Genomic DNA, 17,588 nt, shown 5'->3' on the forward strand with positions numbered 1-17,588 from the left:
GATGGCCCTCCCGAAGAACCTCATTCCGATGCCGAGGAGCAGGTTCCTCCGCGTTAAGTGCATTGACTGCGGCAACGAGCAGATAGTCTTCAGCCACCCGGCCACTCCCGTCAGGTGCCTGGTCTGCGGTGCCACCCTCGTCGAGCCGACCGGCGGAAAGGGCATCATCAAGGCCAAGGTTCTCGAAGTTCTTGAGTGATTCCTTTCCTTTTCACCAAACTTTTAAAACCTCTTCTCGTTAATCTTCTCGGAGAGAAAACTTTGAGGTGATTGAGATGCCAAGGAAGGCTAAAGAGTACCCAGAGGAAGGAGAGTTTGTGGTTGCAACCGTTAAGAACATTCACCCTTACGGAGCCTTTCTCACGCTTGACGAGTACCCTGGAAAGGAGGGCTTCATGCACATAAGCGAGGTCGCTCCCACATGGGTCAAGAACATAAGGGACTACCTCAAAGAGGGACAGAAGATAGTCGCCAAGGTCATCCGCGTTGACCCCGAGAAAGGACACATCGACCTGAGCCTAAAGAGGGTTAACCAGCAGCAGAGGAAGGCGAAGCTTCAGGAGTACAAGAGGGCTCAGAAGGCAGAGAACCTGCTCAAAATGGCTGCCGAAAAGCTCGGAAAGGACTTTGAAACGGCCTGGAGAGAGGTCTGGGTCCCGCTTGAGGAAGAGTACGGCGAGGTTTATGCTGCCTTTGAGGACGCGGCCCAGAACGGTATGGACGTCCTCAAGGGACTCATCAGCGACGAGTGGATTGAGGCTCTAAAGCCGATAATCGAGGCCTACGTCGAGATTCCGACGGTCACGATAGATGCGGAGTTTGAGATAACCGTTCCGAAGCCCAACGGCATCGAGATAATCAAGGAGGCGCTCATAAAGGCCCGCGACAGGGCCAACCAGGAGAAGGACATCGAGGTCAAGTTCTCCTACCAGGGCGCTCCGAGGTACAGGATCGACATCACCGCTCCAGACTACTACAAGGCCGAGGAGGTTCTGGAAGACATAGCCGAGGAGATCCTCCGCGTCATCAAGGAAGCGGGCGGAGAGGCGACGCTGATAAGGAAGGAGAAGAGGATTAAGAAAGTTAAGAAGAGGGGTTCCTGATGCACTTCAGGATAAGGAAGTGTCCCAACTGCGGGAGGTACACGCTGAAGGAAGTCTGCCCGGTCTGTGGAAGCGAGACCAAGGTAGCTCATCCCCCACGCTTCTCGCCGGAAGACCCGTACGGCGAGTACAGGCGGAGGCTCAAGCGTGAACTCCTCGGTATTGGTAGGAGGTCTTGAAGATGAAGGAAACGATGATTTACCTGCTTGAGAGGCCCCAGCTTAGAGATCCAGTCTTCATAGAGGGCCTTCCCGGGATAGGCCTCGTTGGAAAGCTCGCGGCTGACCACCTCATCCAGGAGCTTGAAGCAGTCAAGTTCGCCGAGCTATACTCACCCCACTTCATGCACCAGGTTCTCATCAAGAAGGGCTCGATAGTCGAGCTGATGAAGAACGAGTTCTACTACTGGGTTAACCCCGACGAGGACGGCAGAGACCTCATCATAATAACCGGCGACCAGCAGGTTCCACCAACAGACAGCCCCGGGCACTATGAGGTCGTTGGAAAGATGCTCGACCTCGTTCAGGAGCTCGGCGTCAGGGAAATAATAACCATGGGCGGCTACCAGGTGCCTGAGCTCCAGGGCGAACCGAGGGTTCTGGCGGCGGTAACTCATGAAGAGCTCGTCGAGTACTACAAGAAGAAGCTTGAGGGCTGTTCGGTCGAGGTCATCTGGAGGGAGGACGAGGGTGGAGCGATCGTAGGAGCGGCGGGCCTTCTCCTCGGCATGGGCAAGCTTCGCTCAATGTACGGGGTAAGCCTCCTCGGTGAGAGCCTCGGCTACATAGTTGACCCCAAGGCCGCCAAGGCAGTCCTGAGCGCAGTAACCAAGATACTCGGCATCGAGGTTGACATGACCGCCCTCGAAGAGCGCGCCAAGGAGACGGAGGAGATACTCCAGAAAGTTCAGGAGATGCAGAGGGCGATGCTGGAGCAGGGAATGCCCCAGTCAACGCAGGAAGAGGAGGACAGGGGCTACCTCTGAACTCCGCCTCTTCTGTTTTCCCAAATTCTTGCTTTTTCCTTGGTGTTTACACCAGTTTCAAACCTTAGGTTGGTAATACGCGGTTTTAAAAACGCTTTTATTTGATGCTACTTTTTTTGATAATGATAGCACGATTAGAATAGGAGGTGTCCCAGTTGCACATTCCTGACGGACTGTTAAGCACGCCCGTGATAGTGGTGACGTACGCGATAACGATACTGGCTGTTGCGTACTCTTCCAGAAAGCTGAAGGAGGTTCCAGAAGAGAAAATCCCTCTCCTCGGGCTCTTCGCGGCCGGCATATTCGCGGCGCAGATGGTTAACTTCCCGATAATCGGCGGGGTCAGCGGACATCTGCTCGGTGCAACGCTGGTAGCGGTTCTCCTCGGCTCCTACGCGGCAGTGATTGTCATGACATCAGTCCTCCTCATCCAGACTCTCCTCTTCGGCGACGGCGGAATAACCGCGATAGGTGCCAACATCCTCAACATGGGACTCATCGGGGCCTTCATCGGCTACTGGGTTTACAGCAGGCTCAAGAGCATCCACGAGGGCTTTGCGATGGGACTCGCCGCCTGGCTCTCCGTTGTGCTCGGTGCGGCGCTGGCTTCAGTTGAGATAGGCCTCAGCCACAGCCTCCCCTTCACGAAGGTTCTTTCCTTGATGGTCGGCTACCACGCCCTCATCGGGATTGGTGAGGCCGTTCTAACGGTTCTGATAGTTTATTCAATCAAGGCGAGGCTTCCCGAGATAGAGGGGGTGCCTGCATGAAGGCCGTGATAAAGGGTCTAATGATAATAGCCGTTGTGCTGGCCATCGTCCTTCCCCTTGCATCGAGCAACCCTGACGGCCTTGAGGCAACGATGGAGAAGGTCGGACTCGAAGAGAAGCCCATCTATGAGGCACCGCTCGACTACGGCGAAACGTGGGGGCAGAGCTTCGCGATGGGACTCCTCGGAATAGCCCTAACCTTTGGAGTGGCCTACGCGCTGAGCAGAGCCCTGAAGGGTGTCTGAGGTGTACCTGCCCTTTATTTTTCTCTACGCTTTTGGGGTCGTAACGAGGAAGAGCCTGGGCGAGTTAGTCTACTTCTTCCTGCTTTTCGCGGCGGTCGTCGTAGCATTCCGCCCGGAGAAAAGCACTCTCAAAAAGCTCACTTTCCTCCTCGGCTTTGAGGGATTTCTTTTCCTTCTCGCGCTCTTCAACCCTGGAGAGACTATTTTGAGCACTCCATTTGGGGATGTGACGAGAGAAGGACTGAACTCGTTCTTCCTCCTTCTGGGGAAGGCCTTTCTCTCGGCTGGTACAGCTCTGATCGTCGTTGAATCGGTGGGTTTTACGAGGATTCTAGCCGAAATGGAGGCCCTGAGGGTCCCAAGGGTTCTCATCCTCACACTCGCCTTCACCTACCGCTACCTCGACCTCTTCGTTGAGGAAACTACCAGGATGAAGCGGGCCCTCGATTCCAGAGCCTTCGGTGTGGGAAGGGCCGAATACTACAGGAAGCTCGCTTCTCTCTTTGGAGAGGTCTTCGTGAGGGCCTACCTGAGGAGTGGAAGGGTTTACAGGGCCATGCTCGCGAGGGGCTTTGGAGAGTTTCCGGTTTTTGAGGAGCCGAGGCCAACACCCGGAACGGTCGTCCTGATGGCACTCGCCGCAGGGGGACTGATACTGTGATTGAGATCAAAGGCCTTCACTTCTCATACGGCGGGAGAGAAGTCCTGAGGGGCGTGAACCTGAGGATCAAGAAAGGCGAAGCCTTTGGCCTCCTTGGGCCGAACGGGGCAGGGAAGAGCACCCTCATCCTGCACCTCAACGGACTGCTAAAGCCGAAGAAGGGTGAAGTGATTATAAACGGGATCAACCCAGTTAAAAAGCCCGGGAAAGCAAGGAAGATTGTTGGGCTCGTCTTCCAAGATCCAAACGACCAGCTCTTCTCTCCAACGGTGTTCGAGGACGTTGCCTTCGGCCCATACAATCTCGGTCTGAGGGGTAAAGAGCTCAGAAAGCGTGTTGAAGAGGCTCTCGGGAGAGTTGGGATGCTCGACTACATCAACCGGGAGACGAAGGCGCTTAGCTTCGGCGAAAAGAAGAGGATAGCGATAGCAACTGTTTTGGCTATGGAACCTGAAGTAATCGTCTTTGACGAGCCCTTCGCGAACCTCGACTTTAAGGGCAAGAAGGCAGTCAGGGAGATTATACTCGGGCTGAAGCGGGAGGGGAAGACAGTCATCCTCGCAAGCCACGAGGCAGAATACCTCTTCCTCTGCGACAGGATAGCGCTGATGGACGGGGGTAAAATCGTGAAAGTTGGTTCTCCTGAAGAAGTGCTCGGAAACCCTGAACTTCTTAGGGGGCACAACCTCGACGTACCGCCGCTCGTGGAGCTTTTCCTGAGGCTCGGCCTGAAGGTTCCGCGGAGCGTGGAAGAAGGGGTTGAGCTGCTGAAAATGTGGAAGGTCTCCGACTTGGATTGACATTTTGCTGTGAACCAACTCCTTTCTTATCCTCATTAATAGCCAAAAACTTTAAAAATACTTTTGATCTTAATTATTTTAGTGACTCCTAATGAGAAGGATTTTAAAAATGCTCAGCATACTAATATTAACAGCACTCTTGATAGGAACAGGCGTATCGGCGGAATGGATGCCACCAGACGGAGGAATTAGAGTAGTATTGACTGACGAGAACGGAAAGATGCTGAGGGGCTTTTCAGGAGACTATGAAATCCAGGTTCAAATTGACGTTGCCACGCCCTCCGGCATTAAGACCCTCGGCCACTACCGGATCAAGCGCTCTGGGTTCTGGAAGTTCGACACGACGAGGAGTGTCTTGAAAGTTGAGGACATCCGGAAGTTCCTATCGAGCATAAGCGAGGAGAAGCGCTACGGAATCAGGGTCTCGGTATGGGTGATAGACAGAGAAAACGGCCAGCTCTACAGGGGGATCGGCTCGGACTTCCTCTCGGCGGAAGACCTGAGGGGAGCTACCAAGAGGGTATCGGTTGAGCTCCTCGAAAAAGAACCTCTCCCAAAACCTGCTCGCGAAAGGTGGTACTACTACGAGTGGAGGCCCGCAGATGACTCCTGGGAAGCAGAAGAATACGTAAAGGTTCCCATCCTCATCATTGACAACAGGAACGGAAAGGGGGAGCTCCAGGGGTCCGTGTCTCTGGAAGCATCGTACAAGACGGAGTTCTCAGCGACCATCGCCTACGGGATTGACCTTGAGAAAAAGTTCAGAAGTGGAGACCCAGTAAATGTGCTATCATCTTCAGTAGACATATACGGAAAGAGGTGGGTTCCTGTTGAGGGCAACTATTACTTTGGAGATATAGTAGACGTTCCCAAGGGAAGGATGGGTTATATCTACATCTGGGCCAAACCCTACTACAGACACGAAAAGGAGTACCTCTGCGAGGGAGCAAAATGCAGTGAAACCGGTAGGGAGAGGATAGACGTCGGTATCTACGATGTGAAAGCTAGTAAGGGAGTTCATGGATACATAATAGATGGCGGTGCATCTATTGGAAGTCCCGGTTTCGACTGGACATTCTTCAAATTTACCAAGGAGGGCATATTACATCCACTTGAGGAGAACAAAGGAATAACTCTGAAATACCTTTTGAAGGGCACCAGTGGGGACTGCGGCGTCAAATTTGGAATCGGAATCCCTGTGGGAGCCATTGCCGTTGCGTTCGGAGCACCAGCTCCCGTCGCGGGCCTCACAGCTTCACTCCAGTACGAGAATGCAGGAAGCATCTCCATAGATGGCACAATAAAAGAAAATGGGCCTACAATAACGATCAACGCCACAAAAAGCTCCCAGAAGTACAAGTTCAAGACGGGATGGTTCAGCTCATGCTCAGCGGAAATTCCGATGGGCTTCTACATAAAGAGCGGCTGAAAGCTTTTAATTTTCTTTTTTTTTTGCTGGCGGAAGGAAAAATATAGAGGATGGGAGCTTCAGCCCTTAAGCGCTTCTTCAAGCAACTTAATCCCAAGCTCAAGGTACTCCCTTGCCTTTTCCTCGCTCTTGGCCTCGCTGAAGATTCTGATTATCGGCTCGGTTCCGCTTGCCCTCACGAGAACCCAGCCGTCGTCGAAGATTATCTTAGTCCCGTCGGTGGTGTCTATCTTGTAGCCTTTCTTCTCTGCAAGCTCTGCCACTTTGGCAACTATAGCCTTCCTGTCACCCTCAACGTGCCTCTTCGTCTTGAACTGGTAGTACTTTGGCAGCTCGTCTATCAGCTCGCTGAACTTTTTCCCGCTCTTGGCAAAGATTTCAACTATCTTCGCCGTTGTCATCGCCCCGTCCCTGCCGAGCACGAAGTCCGGGAAGATAACGCCGCCGTTCTCCTCGCCGCCTATGGTGCCGTTGTTTTCGAGGAGAGCCCTGGCAACGATTAAATCACCCACCTTTGTTCTCATAACTTTGGCTCCGTTCCTCTTCGCTATGTCGTCGAGGAGGTTGGAAGTCGCTATGGTCGTAACTAAAAGCCCGCCGCCGTTTTCCCTGAGGACTGCGTCGGCTACCAGCGCGAACGTCTTATCGCCCTGGATGAAGCGGCCGTTCTCGTCGATGAAAACCGCCCTGTCAGCGTCTCCATCCTGAGCAACGCCGAAGTCAGCTCCAAGAGCTTTAACGATCTCCATGAAACCCTTGAGGTTCTCCTCGTTCGGTTCGGGATTCCTGGCAGGGAAGTGGCCGTCTGGATGAGCATTAACGGAAACAACCTTACAGCCGAGCTCTCTCAATAGATAGGGCAGGGTTAGACTGCCAGCGCCGTTGGAGGTGTCAACGACGACGAAGGGTCTCCTCTTCTTTATCGCCTCCACATCTACCCTGTTCTTTATCGCCTCGATGTAGGGCTTGATTATGTCCTCCTTCCTCAGCTCACCAATCTCGTTCCATTTAGCCCTGTGGAAGTCCTCACTGAAGAACAGCTCCTCAACGATGGCTTCCCTTTCCTTCTTCAACCCCATGCCGTTCGGTTCAAGGAGCTTTATGCCGTTGTACTCGGGCGGGTTGTGGGAGGCGGTTATGACCGCTCCACCGTCGGCATTGAAGTGATTGGTGGCCCACTGGATTGCAGGGGTTGGAGCTATCCCAACGTCTATGACGTCGCAACCGGTACTCAAAAGTCCGCTGATGAGGGCGTCCTTGAGCATTTCACCGCTCACCCTCGTATCCCTGCCGACAACGACGAGCGGCCTTTCTCTACCTTCCCTCTTGAGGAGTGTTCCAAAGGCCATGCCGATTTTAAGGGCGAACTCTGGGGTTATCTCCTCGTTCGCTATCCCCCTAACGCCAAACGTTCCAAAGAGCTTTCCCATTGCAACCACCCCTATCACTGAGAGTGATAAATAAATTAAAAGGTTAATCCCTTCCAAAGTCGTCGACGAAGCGGACTATGTCGTCCTCGCCAAGGTATTCCCCAATCTGAGTCTCTATAACCTCTAGAACGACCTTTCCAGGGTTTTCAAGGCGGTGTTTGACTCCAGCTGGGATAAAGGTGCTCTCGCCGGGGCGGAGGAGAAGCTCCCTATCACCGACGATTACTTTGGCAGTTCCCCTAACGACGACCCAGTGCTCGCTCCTGTGGTAGTGCATCTGAAGGGAAAGCTTCTTGCCCGGCAGGACCGTTAGGCGCTTTATCTTGTAGCGGTCGCCTTCCTCAAGGACTGTGTAGCTTCCCCAAGGCCTGTAGGCGGTTCTATGCACGATAGCCCTCTCGTCGTTCATCTCTCTGAGTGCCCTGTAGATCTCTTTGACCTTCTGCGTCTCCCCCCTGTGGGCAACGAGAAGGGCATCGCCGGTGTCTATAATAACAAGGTCGCTGACGCCGACCGTTGCGGTGAGCCTCTCAGTCATTATCAGATTGTTCTTCGAGTTCACGCCGATGTGGTAGCCCTTCTTACCACGAATTTGGACTGCGTTTCCAGCATCGTCCTTTTCAAGGACTTCGTAAATCGCGTCGAAGCTTCCAAGGTCGCTCCACTTAACGTTGAGCGGCACGACCGCTGCCTTCTCAGTCTTCTCCATTACACCGTAGTCTATGCTTATCTCTGGGGCTTTCTCGTAGGCCTCCTCAATGCTCGAGCTAGACTCAAAGGCCTCCAAGACTTCAGGCGCGTGCTTTTCAACTTCCTCAAGGAAGAGGGACGTCGAGAACGCGAACATGCCGCTGTTCCAGTAGTATCCACTTTCCACGTACCTTTTTGCAGTTTCGAGGTCGGGCTTCTCCTTGAACTCGTCAACCCTGTAGCCGAGGAGCCTTCCGCCTTCTTCGATTCTCTCACCGGGCTTTATGTAGCCGTAGCCCGTGTGGGGTCTGTTGGGCTTTATTCCAAACGTCACCAGGAACTTATCAGCAAGCCTCTCAGCGTTCTCGAAGGCTCTTTCGTAGGCTTCACCTGTCTCTATCAGGTGGTCGCTCGGAAGAACGGCAACCTTTGAAGGTCCAAACTTCTCCTCAATCTTAAGAACCGCCCAGACTATAGCGGGGAGGGTGTTTTTACCGACGGGTTCAAGCAGAATGTTGTCCGCGGGCAACTCTATCCTAATCTCCCTGAGGTCGTCCATAACCCTGAAGCGGTAGTCCTTGTTGGTCACAACGAATATCTCCGATGGCTTTGAGAAAAGCAGTGCCCTCTCAACTGTTTTTTGGAAGAGGCTCTCATCGTCGAGGAAGCGGACGAACTGCTTCGGCATCAGCTCCCTGCTGAGCGGCCAGAGCCTCGTCCCCTTCCCACCCGCGAGGAGTACAGTCTTCATGATTCCCACCGGAGCAAGTTGACAGCACTTCTTATAACTCTTAAGGATAAAGAAAGGGGTTAACGAAGAGCGAACTCGCCCACAAAGGCCGAGCTTGATATTGTGTCCCCAATTCCAACGGTGCTCTTCGGCTTGGCGACGATCTTCGTCGGAATGAATGCAAGCTGGTAGCCGTTAACCTCCGCAATACCGTTCTCCATGCCGTACTCTTTAGTGAGGGCCTCTTCAACGCCCTTTGCCTTCTCGTTCACAGGGACGTCCATCGCCTTCACGACGTCGTCTATGTTCCTGACGTCGCCCAGTTTGGCCTTCGCAGCCGCCGCTAAGGCCGCGAACAGGAGAGCGTCCCTCACGAACTCGCCGCGGTAGTCGGTTAAAGCCAGGTAGTATCCGTAGGTGTGGAAGTGTATTCTCCTTACTCCCGTCTTCTCGGCGAGCTTAAGCATGGCCTTCGTGACCACTATTGGGTCAACCGGGTCGTGGGCAAGGAGCTTTTCAGCGAGGGTCTTCTCACCCATCACGTCCATTATCGAGGCCAGCTCGACTTCGTTCAGGCCAACGCTCCAGAACTTGCCGAGAACTCCAAGGATTTCCTTTCTCACGGTCTCGTCGGGAGTGAAGGCGAACTCAAGGTGGGCGGGAATGCCCTTCCCCTCGAGGACGTCAAGGTGCTCCTTTATCGTCTCGAAGGGCTCGCGGTAGTTCCCTTCAGTTAGGGCCTGAAGTCCGCTTATTATCGCCAGCTCGGTCTTTTCAGCTATCTCCCCAAAATGCTCCTCAAACTCTGGCCTTATAACAACGTTGGTGTTGTAGTCGTCGGCAGAGCCTATGAATCTGTTCTCCCTCGGCGCCTCGAAGTCAAAAACTCTGAACCCGCGCGGGAACTCGTAGATGTAGTGGATGCAGTTCTCTTCGTCGGCCTTAAACTCCTTCGGGTGGACGAGTTTAAGCTTCCCACCCTCAACCTTCGGCACGTAAATCGGCCCATCCTTGAAGAGTTCTGCCTGAAGGCGTGAGAGCTGCGGAACGTGGGCTATGACAGGGACACCGTAAACACCGCCGAGGAGGTTCGCCATTATGCCCACCTGGCCGCCCATCCTCAGCTCGTCCCAGCCCCAGCGCCTCATGTAAAAGCGCGTTGAACAGCTCTCAACGAAGAGCTCAGCAGCTTTGCCCCTCCTGATGCTCCAGAGAATTGAGCCTAGAAGTTGAGGAACGCTCTCTATCCTCTTGGGGAGCTTCTCTGAATAAGGAAGGACTTCTTCTCTGCCAGCTGCTCCGATCCTCCTCTCAAGGTCTTCCCTCTCAAGGTACTTTATTGCGTCGATGTTGGTGTTGTATGCCAGAAGTACGTTTCCAACCTTGCCTATGTTGTCGCGAATCCTCTCAAATGCAGAAGCGTAAAGCCCATCCCAGTTCACATGTATCACCAAGAGTGAAAAAAGAGATAGGACTAATAAGGATTTCGGGCTACTCCTTCCAGCGCGGGTTGTCGACGACCTTGACTTCCCCATCTTCCTCAATGACTATCTTCGAGAAGCCCTTCTCTTTAATCGAGCCGTAGTCGTGGCCGGCGTCTGCTGGGTATATCGCAAGGAAGATGAAGGGCTCGTTTCCGGTGTTCACAGTCCTGTGCGCCCAGTAGGGCGGGACGTAGACCACGGTTCCGGGCCCCATCGGAATCCATTCCGCTTCGCCTTCAGGCGTCTGGAGGAGCATTCCCCCCTTCCCTTTGATGCCATAGTATATCTCGGCCCTGTCGGGCTTGGCGTGGAAGTGGCCCTTTGTGAAGAAGAACTCTTTACCGACCTTGCCTGGATAAAGAACCGTGGTGGCGAAGTTGAGGTCGCCCTCCTTCTCCTCCTGCTCGATTGCGTAGACCTCATAGACAACCGGGTCTTCCTTGAGGAGCTCGTTGTAGGCCTCTTCATCAAGGAAATAGCCCTTGAGGTCGCTGAGCCTCCTGACGAGCTTTTTAGCGCCGGGAATCACTCCGGTCTCAAGGTCAATATCAAGACCAATAGGGCGCTTGTACTCCATGGTATCACCGTTAAAAAAAGGGAGTGTGGGTATTTAACCTTTAGCCTCTTTATCACCCTGAGTGATATCACTCTGCAGGCCTGACCTCGATCTTCTTGCCGATGACGAGCTCGGCGGCCTTCACAGCGGCACCGCCGCTCCCGACGGCAATCCTGACTTTATCAGCGGGAACGTAGACAACTATCTTGTCGTCGGCCTCTTCGATCCTGATTATCTCCACGTTGAGCATCTTCTCAAGCCTCTCCTTCATGGCTGGCCCTCCAAAGGTTCTTGACGTTTCAGAATATAAAAGTAACGGGTTCAGTCTTTCCTCTGTTCAGAATGCGTTCTATCCCGGGCTTGTGTCCCAGACCCACCACCGCCACAACCTTCGGACGTTGTACTCCCCCAGCGAGCAGTGAATCGACTATCATCATAAGGTTTCTGGCCATTACCTCGTTCCTCTCCTCCACCAGGACGCGGTAAAGGTACGGATACCTCCTCCTGAACTCCAGCATCATCCAGCGGTATTCCTCAAAAGGGTCGCCGATGTCAACGGCCTTGATGGGAAGGAAGACCCCCAGGGATTCCAGCGCCATGAGGAGCTTTTCCCTCACTGGTGCGCGGGATATCTTGGCGAGAATAAGACCTATGTCCTCGTCTATGAGGTAGAGAGGTACTCCAATGGCGCGGGCGGCCTCTATCGCTGCCTTCATCTCCTCACCCGGAGCCATTCCGAACGTCTCACCGAGCTTCTCCTCGACCTTGGCGAGGACGTAGTTTATCACGCCCTTTCTTCCGAGCCTGAGGGAGTCAGAGAGGGTCATTTCTATTTTCTGCTGCATTCCGATAAATCGAGCCCTGTCAAGTTCAACGGCAACGGCGTGCGGTCTCTCCTTTAATATCGTCCTGAAGACCTCGTCCCTGCTCTTTGGCGAAACGTGCATCGTTCCTATTATTTTGACGTAACGTAGGTAGTTCATTCTCTCTCCTCCAGAAGGTTTCTAAGCTCCCACGTGCCCGATTTGAAAGTTATGACATCGAAGTCTCTCGGGACTACTGCCCTAACTCCAAGGCTTTCGCATATCTTGAGGGCTTCTTCAACGTAGTCTTCATAACTGTAGCGAAAGGCCCTGTGGAACAGTGCAAGTAGCTTCACCTTAGCCCTTCTTGCAGTGTCGCAGGCCTCTTCGACGGTTGAGTGGTAGCTGTCTCCCCTGTCTCCAGGGTTCAGGTAAGTCGCCTCATGGATGAGCAGGTCTGCTCTCTCGGAAAAGAGTTTCACTCTCTCACAGGGCTCCGTGTCGCCGGTGTAAACAATCTTTAAACCTTTCCTTCTTGGCCCTGTCACGTCTTCAAGCCGGATTATCCTGCCGTTCCACTCTATTTTGCCCTCCCTCTCAAGCTTTCCAAGTATCGGGCCCTCCTCAAGCCCGTACTCCCTCAGTTTCTCCTTCAGGAACTTCCCCCTTCTGTCCTTTTCCTTGAAGACGTAGCCGAGGGCAGGAATACCGTGCTCGACCTTGAAGCTCCATATCTCGTAGTCTCCAAACTTCAGCCTCGTCTCTCCAAGCTCGTGGACGTGGATATCAAAGCCCGGCCTGAAAAAGCCGCTGTTCAAAAGGTTCTGGACAAACTGGAAGGTGTACTTCGGCCCGTAGATGTGGAGGGGCTTCTGCCTGTCCCACAGGTTCATAGTCTGGATCAACGCGGGAATTCCTAGGTAGTGGTCGCCGTGGAAGTGGGTTATGAAGATTTTATCCACCTTCATCGGGCTGAGCTTTGCCGTGTTCATCTGTCTTATCGTACCTTCTCCGGCGTCGAAGAGGATTATCTCGCCCTTGTAGCGGAGAGCTATGGCTGGGACGTTTCTTTCGCGCGTCGGCATTATGCCGCCGGTACCGAGGAAGAAGACTTCAAGCATGGTCTATAGTTTCAGCCAGGGGTTAAAAACCTAAGCCAAAGCGTTAAATATTCTGAGGGCTAACCAGATATGGTGAAAAACATGGAAGAGCTGATGAAAGCCATCCAGGAGAAAAACTGTGGGGAACTCAAGAGGGTTCTCTACTACAGGGTGGACGACCTGAGCGATGAACAGCTCAAAGAAGTCCTTGAAAAGGCCGAGGAGATCGCCAAGGAGTGCAACGACTGGGAGCTATACAAGCTGGTGCTCTACTACTACCACGAGATACTGGGAATCGACAAGATAAGCGAGTTCGAGAAGCTCGCAAAGGAGAAGGATGAATTCGAGCTTAAATTCCACCTTGCCGACCTGTACTACCTCATAGGAGAGCTTGAAAAGAGCCTGGAGCTGTTCAGGGGGCTTCTTGAGGAAGAGGTTGCCAAGGGTAACGTTGAGCACGCTGCAAGGATATACTACAGCATGGCCATGATACACGAGGAGATTCAGGAGTACGAGAAGGCCCTGGAACTCATCGAGAAGGCAGAGGAACTGTACGAGAAGATGGGGGACGAAAGGGAGCTTCTCAGGCTCAGAATATACAAGGGCTACGTAACCTTCGAGGCAGGGGACACTTACAGGGGCAAAGCCATAATCGCAGGTGTCCTGCCGAAGATACTCGAAGACAGAGAGCTCCTCGTTGAGGCTCACCTGAGCTTTGAGGAAATCTTCGAGGAGTACGAAGATTATGAGGCGGCACTCCAGGAGTGCCTGTACGCCCTGGTCTATGGCAGGGGCACTGACTACGAAGACATAGCCTTCGGGGCGCTTATGGATGTCTTGTGGCAGCTCTTCCTCGACGACGACTTCGAGACGGTTTACCTGAACATAGACATGTTCATAAATGCGTTCCCGGAGTGGGCAGACTTTTTCGAGGCAGTCAAGGCCCTGGCGCTCTTCAAGGACGGCAAGATCGAAGATGAGGAAGTTAAGAAGGCCATCGAGAAAGTGAAAGACCCACGCCTCCTCGAGATGCTCGAACTGCTCGGGGAAGCCGAGCTCTGATGTTCCATTTTTGCCACTTAATTTTTATACTCAACTTCTTTTTGGTCCTGCGGGAAGCTCTTAAAAAACTACAGAGTAGTGAGGGGCATGAAGATTCAAGGAAAGATTTGGGACTTAAGCGAGGATGGGCTGGGCATACTGAGGCGGGAAGAGAAACCCCTCTACGTTCCATTTGCATATCCTTATGATTTTGTAAAGGCCAGAAGAGTAAAACGCCGCTTTGGAAGGAGAATTGTTACGGATTTTGAACTCCTCGATCCTTCCCCACTCCGCCAGCGCCCGAGGTGCAGACACTTCGGATTCTGCGGGGGATGCCTCTGGCAGGGGTTGAAGTACAAGGAGCAGTTGCGGCTCAAAGTCGAGCTTTTTGAAAAGATCACTGGGATAAGTGCCGATATAAAGGGCTCTCCAAAAGTTTGGGGCTTCAGAAACGTTAGCAACTTCATCGTTTCAACGACAGGCATTGGACTTAAAAAGTATGGAAATCCTTTCGACGTGGAAGATCTCTTTGAGTGTCCCGTTTTCTCAGAAAAAACGCTAGATTATCTACGTGCTCTGAGAAGCTTTCTCGCCGAGACTGGCTTGAAGCCCTGGGATTTGAAGAGAAAAACTGGAGACGTTCACTACCTCCAGGTGAGGGAGGGGAAGTTCACGAGAGAGATAATGGTAAACTTGATATCCCACTCCCCTCCTTCCCCCAACACGACGGAGGCGTTCTTAGGATACTTCTCATTCGCAGATTCTCTATACTGGAGCGTCAAGACCGATAAGAGAGACGACCCAAGGGGTGAGCCCCAACTAATCGGCGGATCGCCTTACATCCACGAGAGAATTGGGGAAGTCACGTACCTTATTCATCCCAACAGCTTCTTCCAGACCAACAGCTATGCCCTTCCGCTTCTCATTAAGGCCGTCGAGAATTTTGCCTCCGGGGAGATGATTTTAGACCTGTACGCTGGAGTTGGGACGTTTGGAGTGTGGCTGGCAAAGAGAAGATTCCAGGTTGAAGGCATTGAACTCAACCCGTTCGCCGTTGAGATAGCCAATAAGAACGCCGAGATTAACAATGTTGATGCAACCTTCAAAGTTGGGAGGGCGGAGGAGACCCCGATAGGGAAGTACGACACGGTGGTCGTTGATCCCCCGAGAAAGGGGCTAAAGGAGGTAGCGGAAACCCTCGCGAGAAGTGAGATAGGAAAAGTCGTCTACGTCTCCTGCAACCCGAAGGCCTTCAAGCTAGACTATGAGAACCACCTGAAGAAGGCATACACCATAGAGGATGCAGTATTAATAGATATGTTTCCCCACACGCCGCACGTTGAAGCCGTGATAAGCTTAAAAAGGAAGCATTAATGTTCCGCTCTAACTCGGCTTTTTCCTGATATCTTGTGCTCGTCGTTGCCCAATGGAGTCATTTCCCAAGGGAAAGCTCCCTAGCCTTTACGACTATTGCAGTCTCAGACAGCTCAACTTCGCCCCGGGTTATTATCAGCGCCCCATCGTAGGTCGTCATGGTAAGCTTGACCTTCTTGAATCCCCCCGTTTCACCGACTATGACAAGGGGCCTCTCCTTCAGCTCCAGAAACTTCTTGAATGTTTCAGGCTCGACGAAGACCAGGACGCCACCAGCTATAACGCGGTTTGCATCAACGGTCATCCCACGGCCCATAGGTCTCACCCAAACTGAATAGTATCCCTACCCACAGATTAGCCTTTCGGTAAGAAAGTTTTATTTACTTCGGTTCTAATTCACCACTGGTGGGGGAAGTGGAGAAAACTGGATATGTAGCCCTCAACCGAGAGTGGCGGGCTAAAATGGACGAGCTCAGAGCAAGAGCAAGAGCGAACCTTGATGACGTCCTCCAACGGGCTTTTGGCTCCATAAAGTCCGAGAAGTCCTGGCGCGAGCTGGAGGCTGAGCTCTATGAGGAGCTTTCTAGTTGATAGTAATGTGTTCATTGAAGCCCTTAAAGGCGATACTACCGCAGAAAACCTCCTCACGAAGCTGTTTCACTCAAACTGGCGGGTTTTCATAAACGACGTTGTTTTCAGCGAGGTTTTTTACCATTATCTCCGCATTAAGGTCGGCCCTTACTGGAAGGCCAAAAAGAAACCCGAACTCGTTAAATCTGCCGTGCAGGAGTTTGAGGAGGTTGTTCTACCTCTCCTTGCAATACCCGACTTTCTTGAGGTTAATTATGATGTAGCCACTATTGCCGTTAGGCTGTCTTCTGAGTACAGTCTGCTGCCTAACGATGCTCTTCTGCTTGCCACTGCAGAATACTACGGAATAGAGGCCTTAGTATCTCTTGATTCAGATTTCTCAGATGCTTGTAACAGAGAAGGCATATTACTAGTGTCATATCTAAATGAGCTGGAGGTGCAGCCATGAAATCCCGCGTCGTCGAGCGCTTCAAGTTTGAGGCAGCCCATGCGGTCATCATAGATGGTCAAGCAGAGGAGATACATGGTCATACCTTCCGGCTGGAGGTCGCCGTTGAAGGCCCGCTTAAGAACGGCTATGTAATGGACTTTCTGGAGCTTCGGAGAATTGTGGAGAACATAATAAAGGAACTCGACCACAAAAACCTCAACTCCCTCTTTAAGAACCCGACAACAGAGAACATCGCCCTCTGGATAGCAGAAGAGATTCAGGAGAAACTTCCTGGAGGAGTGCAGCTCAAGCGCATAGTCCTCTGGGAGGGCGACGAGAACGGAGTCGAGTTTGAGTTCTAAACCTCATTGGCTTTTACTTCTTTAACGCTTTCAACCATTGCAATACTGTTTTTGGAGCCGTTTAAGTTTATTTTTCCTGGAATTAGCGACTTGACTGGAACTGCCTTCTCCCTTTCTTCGGTAGGCGTCCAGCTTATTAAGTCCCCTTCCTCCACCTCAAGGGTTCTTATCAGCCCAACGGGGCCTTCGATTATGTACTGGGCGGCTTTCTTCGGAGTGTAGAGACGCCACTTCTTTGCAGTCTTAAAGTCCACTACTCTCCTGGAGGAGTCAAGCCAGATAACGTCGATGTCGCTCAGCATGAAAAACATGTGGATTGAAGCGTTTGCCCGCGTTTCAGCTGGGAGGACGAAAACCAGTGCATGGTTAACGTTTTTGACCAGCATAAGCCCCCTAAACCGTTTGAGGAAGGTATCCGCGAGCTTAACTTTTCCGTGCCATGCTTTCCCCTTAGTCTCGTTGATTATCATGATGATGCGTTCAAGACCATCTTTAATAAGCCTTACCAAAAAACTTTTAAATACCAAAAGTTATTTTAACAATGGGTAAGAAAAAGTTTGAGGGGGTGATGGGAATGGCCGAGGAGAAGAAGACCAGAACCCTTGAGCAGATTCAGGACGAGATTAGGAGCTACCTCGGTGAGATTGAGTACCTCAGGAGCCAGGTCGGCGTTATTGACGCTACCATAACTGACCTCAGGACGGTTGACGCGACCCTGGCCTACCTCAAGGAGAAGGGCAAGGGCAAAGAAATCTACATCCCGCTCGGAAGCGGTGTGGCAATCAGGGGTAAGATCGAGAATCCGGACGATGTCATCATGGACGTTGGAGCGGGAATACTCGTTGGGGCAACCGTTGACGAGGCCAGGGAAAACATCGAGAAGAGGATCAAGGCCCTCATGGACCTCCGCCTGGCCCTGCTGAGGAAGATTGAGGAGGACACCAGGAAGGTCAACGAGCTCCTCAAGGAGCTCCAGGAGATGCAGCCTGAGAAGAGAGAGTGAC

At 52.5% G+C, this 17,588-nt stretch carries 24 protein-coding genes; 15 read left to right on the forward strand and 9 right to left on the reverse strand.

What is annotated here, in order from left to right:
• The first annotated feature begins 1 nt into the window (after window position 1).
• From TK_RS05400 to TK_RS05440, 9 genes are all read left to right on the forward strand, one after another.
• Window positions 2–199 carry a 30S ribosomal protein S27e gene (locus TK_RS05400; protein WP_011250050.1) on the forward strand — a complete coding sequence of 66 codons (198 nt, stop codon included), beginning with the start codon at window positions 2–4 and terminating at the stop codon, window positions 197–199.
• Between the two features lie 76 nt (window positions 200–275).
• Window positions 276–1,103 carry a translation initiation factor IF-2 subunit alpha gene (locus tag TK_RS05405; RefSeq protein WP_011250051.1) on the forward strand — a complete coding sequence of 276 codons (828 nt, stop codon included), beginning with the start codon at window positions 276–278 and terminating at the stop codon, window positions 1,101–1,103.
• Window positions 1,103–1,282 carry an RNA-protein complex protein Nop10 gene (locus TK_RS05410; protein ID WP_011250052.1) on the forward strand — a complete coding sequence of 60 codons (180 nt, stop codon included), beginning with the start codon at window positions 1,103–1,105 and terminating at the stop codon, window positions 1,280–1,282. The genes TK_RS05405 and TK_RS05410 overlap by 1 nt, the downstream gene beginning before the upstream one ends.
• Before the next feature lie 2 nt (window positions 1,283–1,284).
• The gene (locus tag TK_RS05415; RefSeq protein WP_011250053.1) at window positions 1,285–2,088 is read left to right on the forward strand and encodes a proteasome assembly chaperone family protein; all 804 of its coding nucleotides are present in this window, start codon (window positions 1,285–1,287) and stop codon (window positions 2,086–2,088) included.
• A gap of 155 nt (window positions 2,089–2,243) precedes the next feature.
• The gene (locus TK_RS05420) at window positions 2,244–2,858 is read left to right on the forward strand and encodes an energy-coupling factor ABC transporter permease (protein ID WP_011250054.1); all 615 of its coding nucleotides are present in this window, start codon (window positions 2,244–2,246) and stop codon (window positions 2,856–2,858) included.
• Window positions 2,855–3,103 carry a PDGLE domain-containing protein gene (locus TK_RS05425; RefSeq protein ID WP_011250055.1) on the forward strand — a complete coding sequence of 83 codons (249 nt, stop codon included), beginning with the start codon at window positions 2,855–2,857 and terminating at the stop codon, window positions 3,101–3,103. Before TK_RS05420 ends, TK_RS05425 begins: the two co-directional genes overlap by 4 nt.
• 1 nt (window position 3,104) lies before the next feature.
• A complete protein-coding gene (locus tag TK_RS05430; RefSeq protein ID WP_011250056.1) occupies window positions 3,105–3,764 on the forward strand; it encodes an energy-coupling factor transporter transmembrane component T family protein in 660 nt (219 codons plus the stop codon).
• Window positions 3,761–4,564: an energy-coupling factor ABC transporter ATP-binding protein gene (locus tag TK_RS05435; protein WP_011250057.1), complete on the forward strand. Its 804-nt coding sequence runs from the start codon at window positions 3,761–3,763 to the stop codon at window positions 4,562–4,564. Before TK_RS05430 ends, TK_RS05435 begins: the two co-directional genes overlap by 4 nt.
• A gap of 109 nt (window positions 4,565–4,673) precedes the next feature.
• The gene (locus tag TK_RS05440; protein ID WP_232500624.1) at window positions 4,674–5,993 is read left to right on the forward strand and encodes a hypothetical protein; all 1,320 of its coding nucleotides are present in this window, start codon (window positions 4,674–4,676) and stop codon (window positions 5,991–5,993) included.
• 59 nt (window positions 5,994–6,052) lie between these two features.
• Here the strand turns inward: TK_RS05440 and glmM are convergent, their stop codons facing one another.
• The 7 genes from glmM to TK_RS05475 all read right to left on the reverse strand — a co-directional run bounded on the left by glmM (window position 6,053) and on the right by TK_RS05475 (window position 12,807).
• Window positions 6,053–7,423, reverse strand: coding sequence for a phosphoglucosamine mutase (gene glmM / locus TK_RS05445; protein WP_011250059.1), 1,371 nt, complete (start codon window positions 7,421–7,423; stop codon window positions 6,053–6,055).
• A 43-nt stretch (window positions 7,424–7,466) separates the two neighbouring features.
• On the reverse strand, window positions 7,467–8,864 hold the full coding sequence (locus tag TK_RS05450) for a mannose-1-phosphate guanylyltransferase/mannose-6-phosphate isomerase (RefSeq protein WP_011250060.1): 1,398 nt from the start codon (window positions 8,862–8,864) through the stop codon (window positions 7,467–7,469).
• A gap of 59 nt (window positions 8,865–8,923) precedes the next feature.
• Window positions 8,924–10,285: an ADP-specific glucokinase gene (locus tag TK_RS05455; RefSeq protein WP_011250061.1), complete on the reverse strand. Its 1,362-nt coding sequence runs from the start codon at window positions 10,283–10,285 to the stop codon at window positions 8,924–8,926.
• Between the two features lie 49 nt (window positions 10,286–10,334).
• Window positions 10,335–10,904, reverse strand: coding sequence for a glucose-6-phosphate isomerase (gene pgiA, locus TK_RS05460; RefSeq protein WP_011250062.1), 570 nt, complete (start codon window positions 10,902–10,904; stop codon window positions 10,335–10,337).
• A gap of 67 nt (window positions 10,905–10,971) precedes the next feature.
• The gene (locus tag TK_RS05465) at window positions 10,972–11,154 is read right to left on the reverse strand and encodes a KH domain-containing protein (protein ID WP_011250063.1); all 183 of its coding nucleotides are present in this window, start codon (window positions 11,152–11,154) and stop codon (window positions 10,972–10,974) included.
• Window positions 11,155–11,182: 28 nt separating this feature from the next.
• Window positions 11,183–11,866, reverse strand: a complete 684-nt coding sequence (locus TK_RS05470) for a TraB domain-containing protein (RefSeq protein WP_011250064.1) — start codon at window positions 11,864–11,866, stop codon at window positions 11,183–11,185.
• Window positions 11,863–12,807: a ribonuclease Z gene (locus tag TK_RS05475; RefSeq protein ID WP_011250065.1), complete on the reverse strand. Its 945-nt coding sequence runs from the start codon at window positions 12,805–12,807 to the stop codon at window positions 11,863–11,865. The genes TK_RS05470 and TK_RS05475 overlap by 4 nt, the downstream gene beginning before the upstream one ends.
• 81 nt (window positions 12,808–12,888) lie before the next feature.
• On the opposite strand from TK_RS05475, the gene TK_RS05480 reads away from it, so the two are divergent.
• Entirely contained in the window at window positions 12,889–13,848 is a 960-nt protein-coding gene (locus tag TK_RS05480; RefSeq protein ID WP_048053704.1) for a hypothetical protein, read from the forward strand.
• Window positions 13,849–13,935: 87 nt separating this feature from the next.
• Window positions 13,936–15,201, forward strand: coding sequence for a 23S rRNA (uracil(1939)-C(5))-methyltransferase RlmD (rlmD, locus tag TK_RS05485; protein ID WP_011250067.1), 1,266 nt, complete (start codon window positions 13,936–13,938; stop codon window positions 15,199–15,201).
• A 58-nt stretch (window positions 15,202–15,259) separates the two neighbouring features.
• Here the strand turns inward: rlmD and TK_RS05490 are convergent, their stop codons facing one another.
• Window positions 15,260–15,517: a hypothetical protein gene (locus tag TK_RS05490; RefSeq protein ID WP_011250068.1), complete on the reverse strand. Its 258-nt coding sequence runs from the start codon at window positions 15,515–15,517 to the stop codon at window positions 15,260–15,262.
• Between the two features lie 89 nt (window positions 15,518–15,606).
• Between TK_RS05490 and TK_RS11910 the strand changes: the two genes are divergently transcribed.
• Genes TK_RS11910 through TK_RS05505 form a run of 3 tightly spaced genes read left to right on the forward strand, consistent with a single transcriptional unit; the run spans window position 15,607 to window position 16,584 of the window.
• Entirely contained in the window at window positions 15,607–15,792 is a 186-nt protein-coding gene (locus TK_RS11910) for a hypothetical protein (RefSeq protein ID WP_048053705.1), read from the forward strand.
• A 7-nt stretch (window positions 15,793–15,799) separates the two neighbouring features.
• The gene (locus tag TK_RS05500; RefSeq protein ID WP_232500625.1) at window positions 15,800–16,240 is read left to right on the forward strand and encodes a type II toxin-antitoxin system VapC family toxin; all 441 of its coding nucleotides are present in this window, start codon (window positions 15,800–15,802) and stop codon (window positions 16,238–16,240) included.
• Entirely contained in the window at window positions 16,237–16,584 is a 348-nt protein-coding gene (locus TK_RS05505; protein ID WP_011250070.1) for a 6-pyruvoyl trahydropterin synthase family protein, read from the forward strand. The genes TK_RS05500 and TK_RS05505 overlap by 4 nt, the downstream gene beginning before the upstream one ends.
• On the opposite strand, the gene TK_RS05510 is transcribed toward TK_RS05505, so the two are convergent.
• Window positions 16,581–17,054, reverse strand: a complete 474-nt coding sequence (locus TK_RS05510; protein WP_011250071.1) for a DUF192 domain-containing protein — start codon at window positions 17,052–17,054, stop codon at window positions 16,581–16,583. The two genes, TK_RS05505 and TK_RS05510, sit on opposite strands and share 4 nt — an antisense overlap.
• A gap of 71 nt (window positions 17,055–17,125) precedes the next feature.
• Here TK_RS05510 and pfdA point away from each other — a divergent pair, with 71 nt between their 5' ends.
• Entirely contained in the window at window positions 17,126–17,587 is a 462-nt protein-coding gene (gene pfdA, locus TK_RS05515) for a prefoldin subunit alpha (RefSeq protein WP_232500626.1), read from the forward strand.
• The last annotated feature ends 1 nt before the right edge of the window (window position 17,588 follow it).

Origin of the sequence: Thermococcus kodakarensis KOD1 (assembly GCF_000009965.1) — an archaeon.
In the GTDB taxonomy this organism is placed as follows: domain Archaea; phylum Methanobacteriota_B; class Thermococci; order Thermococcales; family Thermococcaceae; genus Thermococcus; species Thermococcus kodakarensis.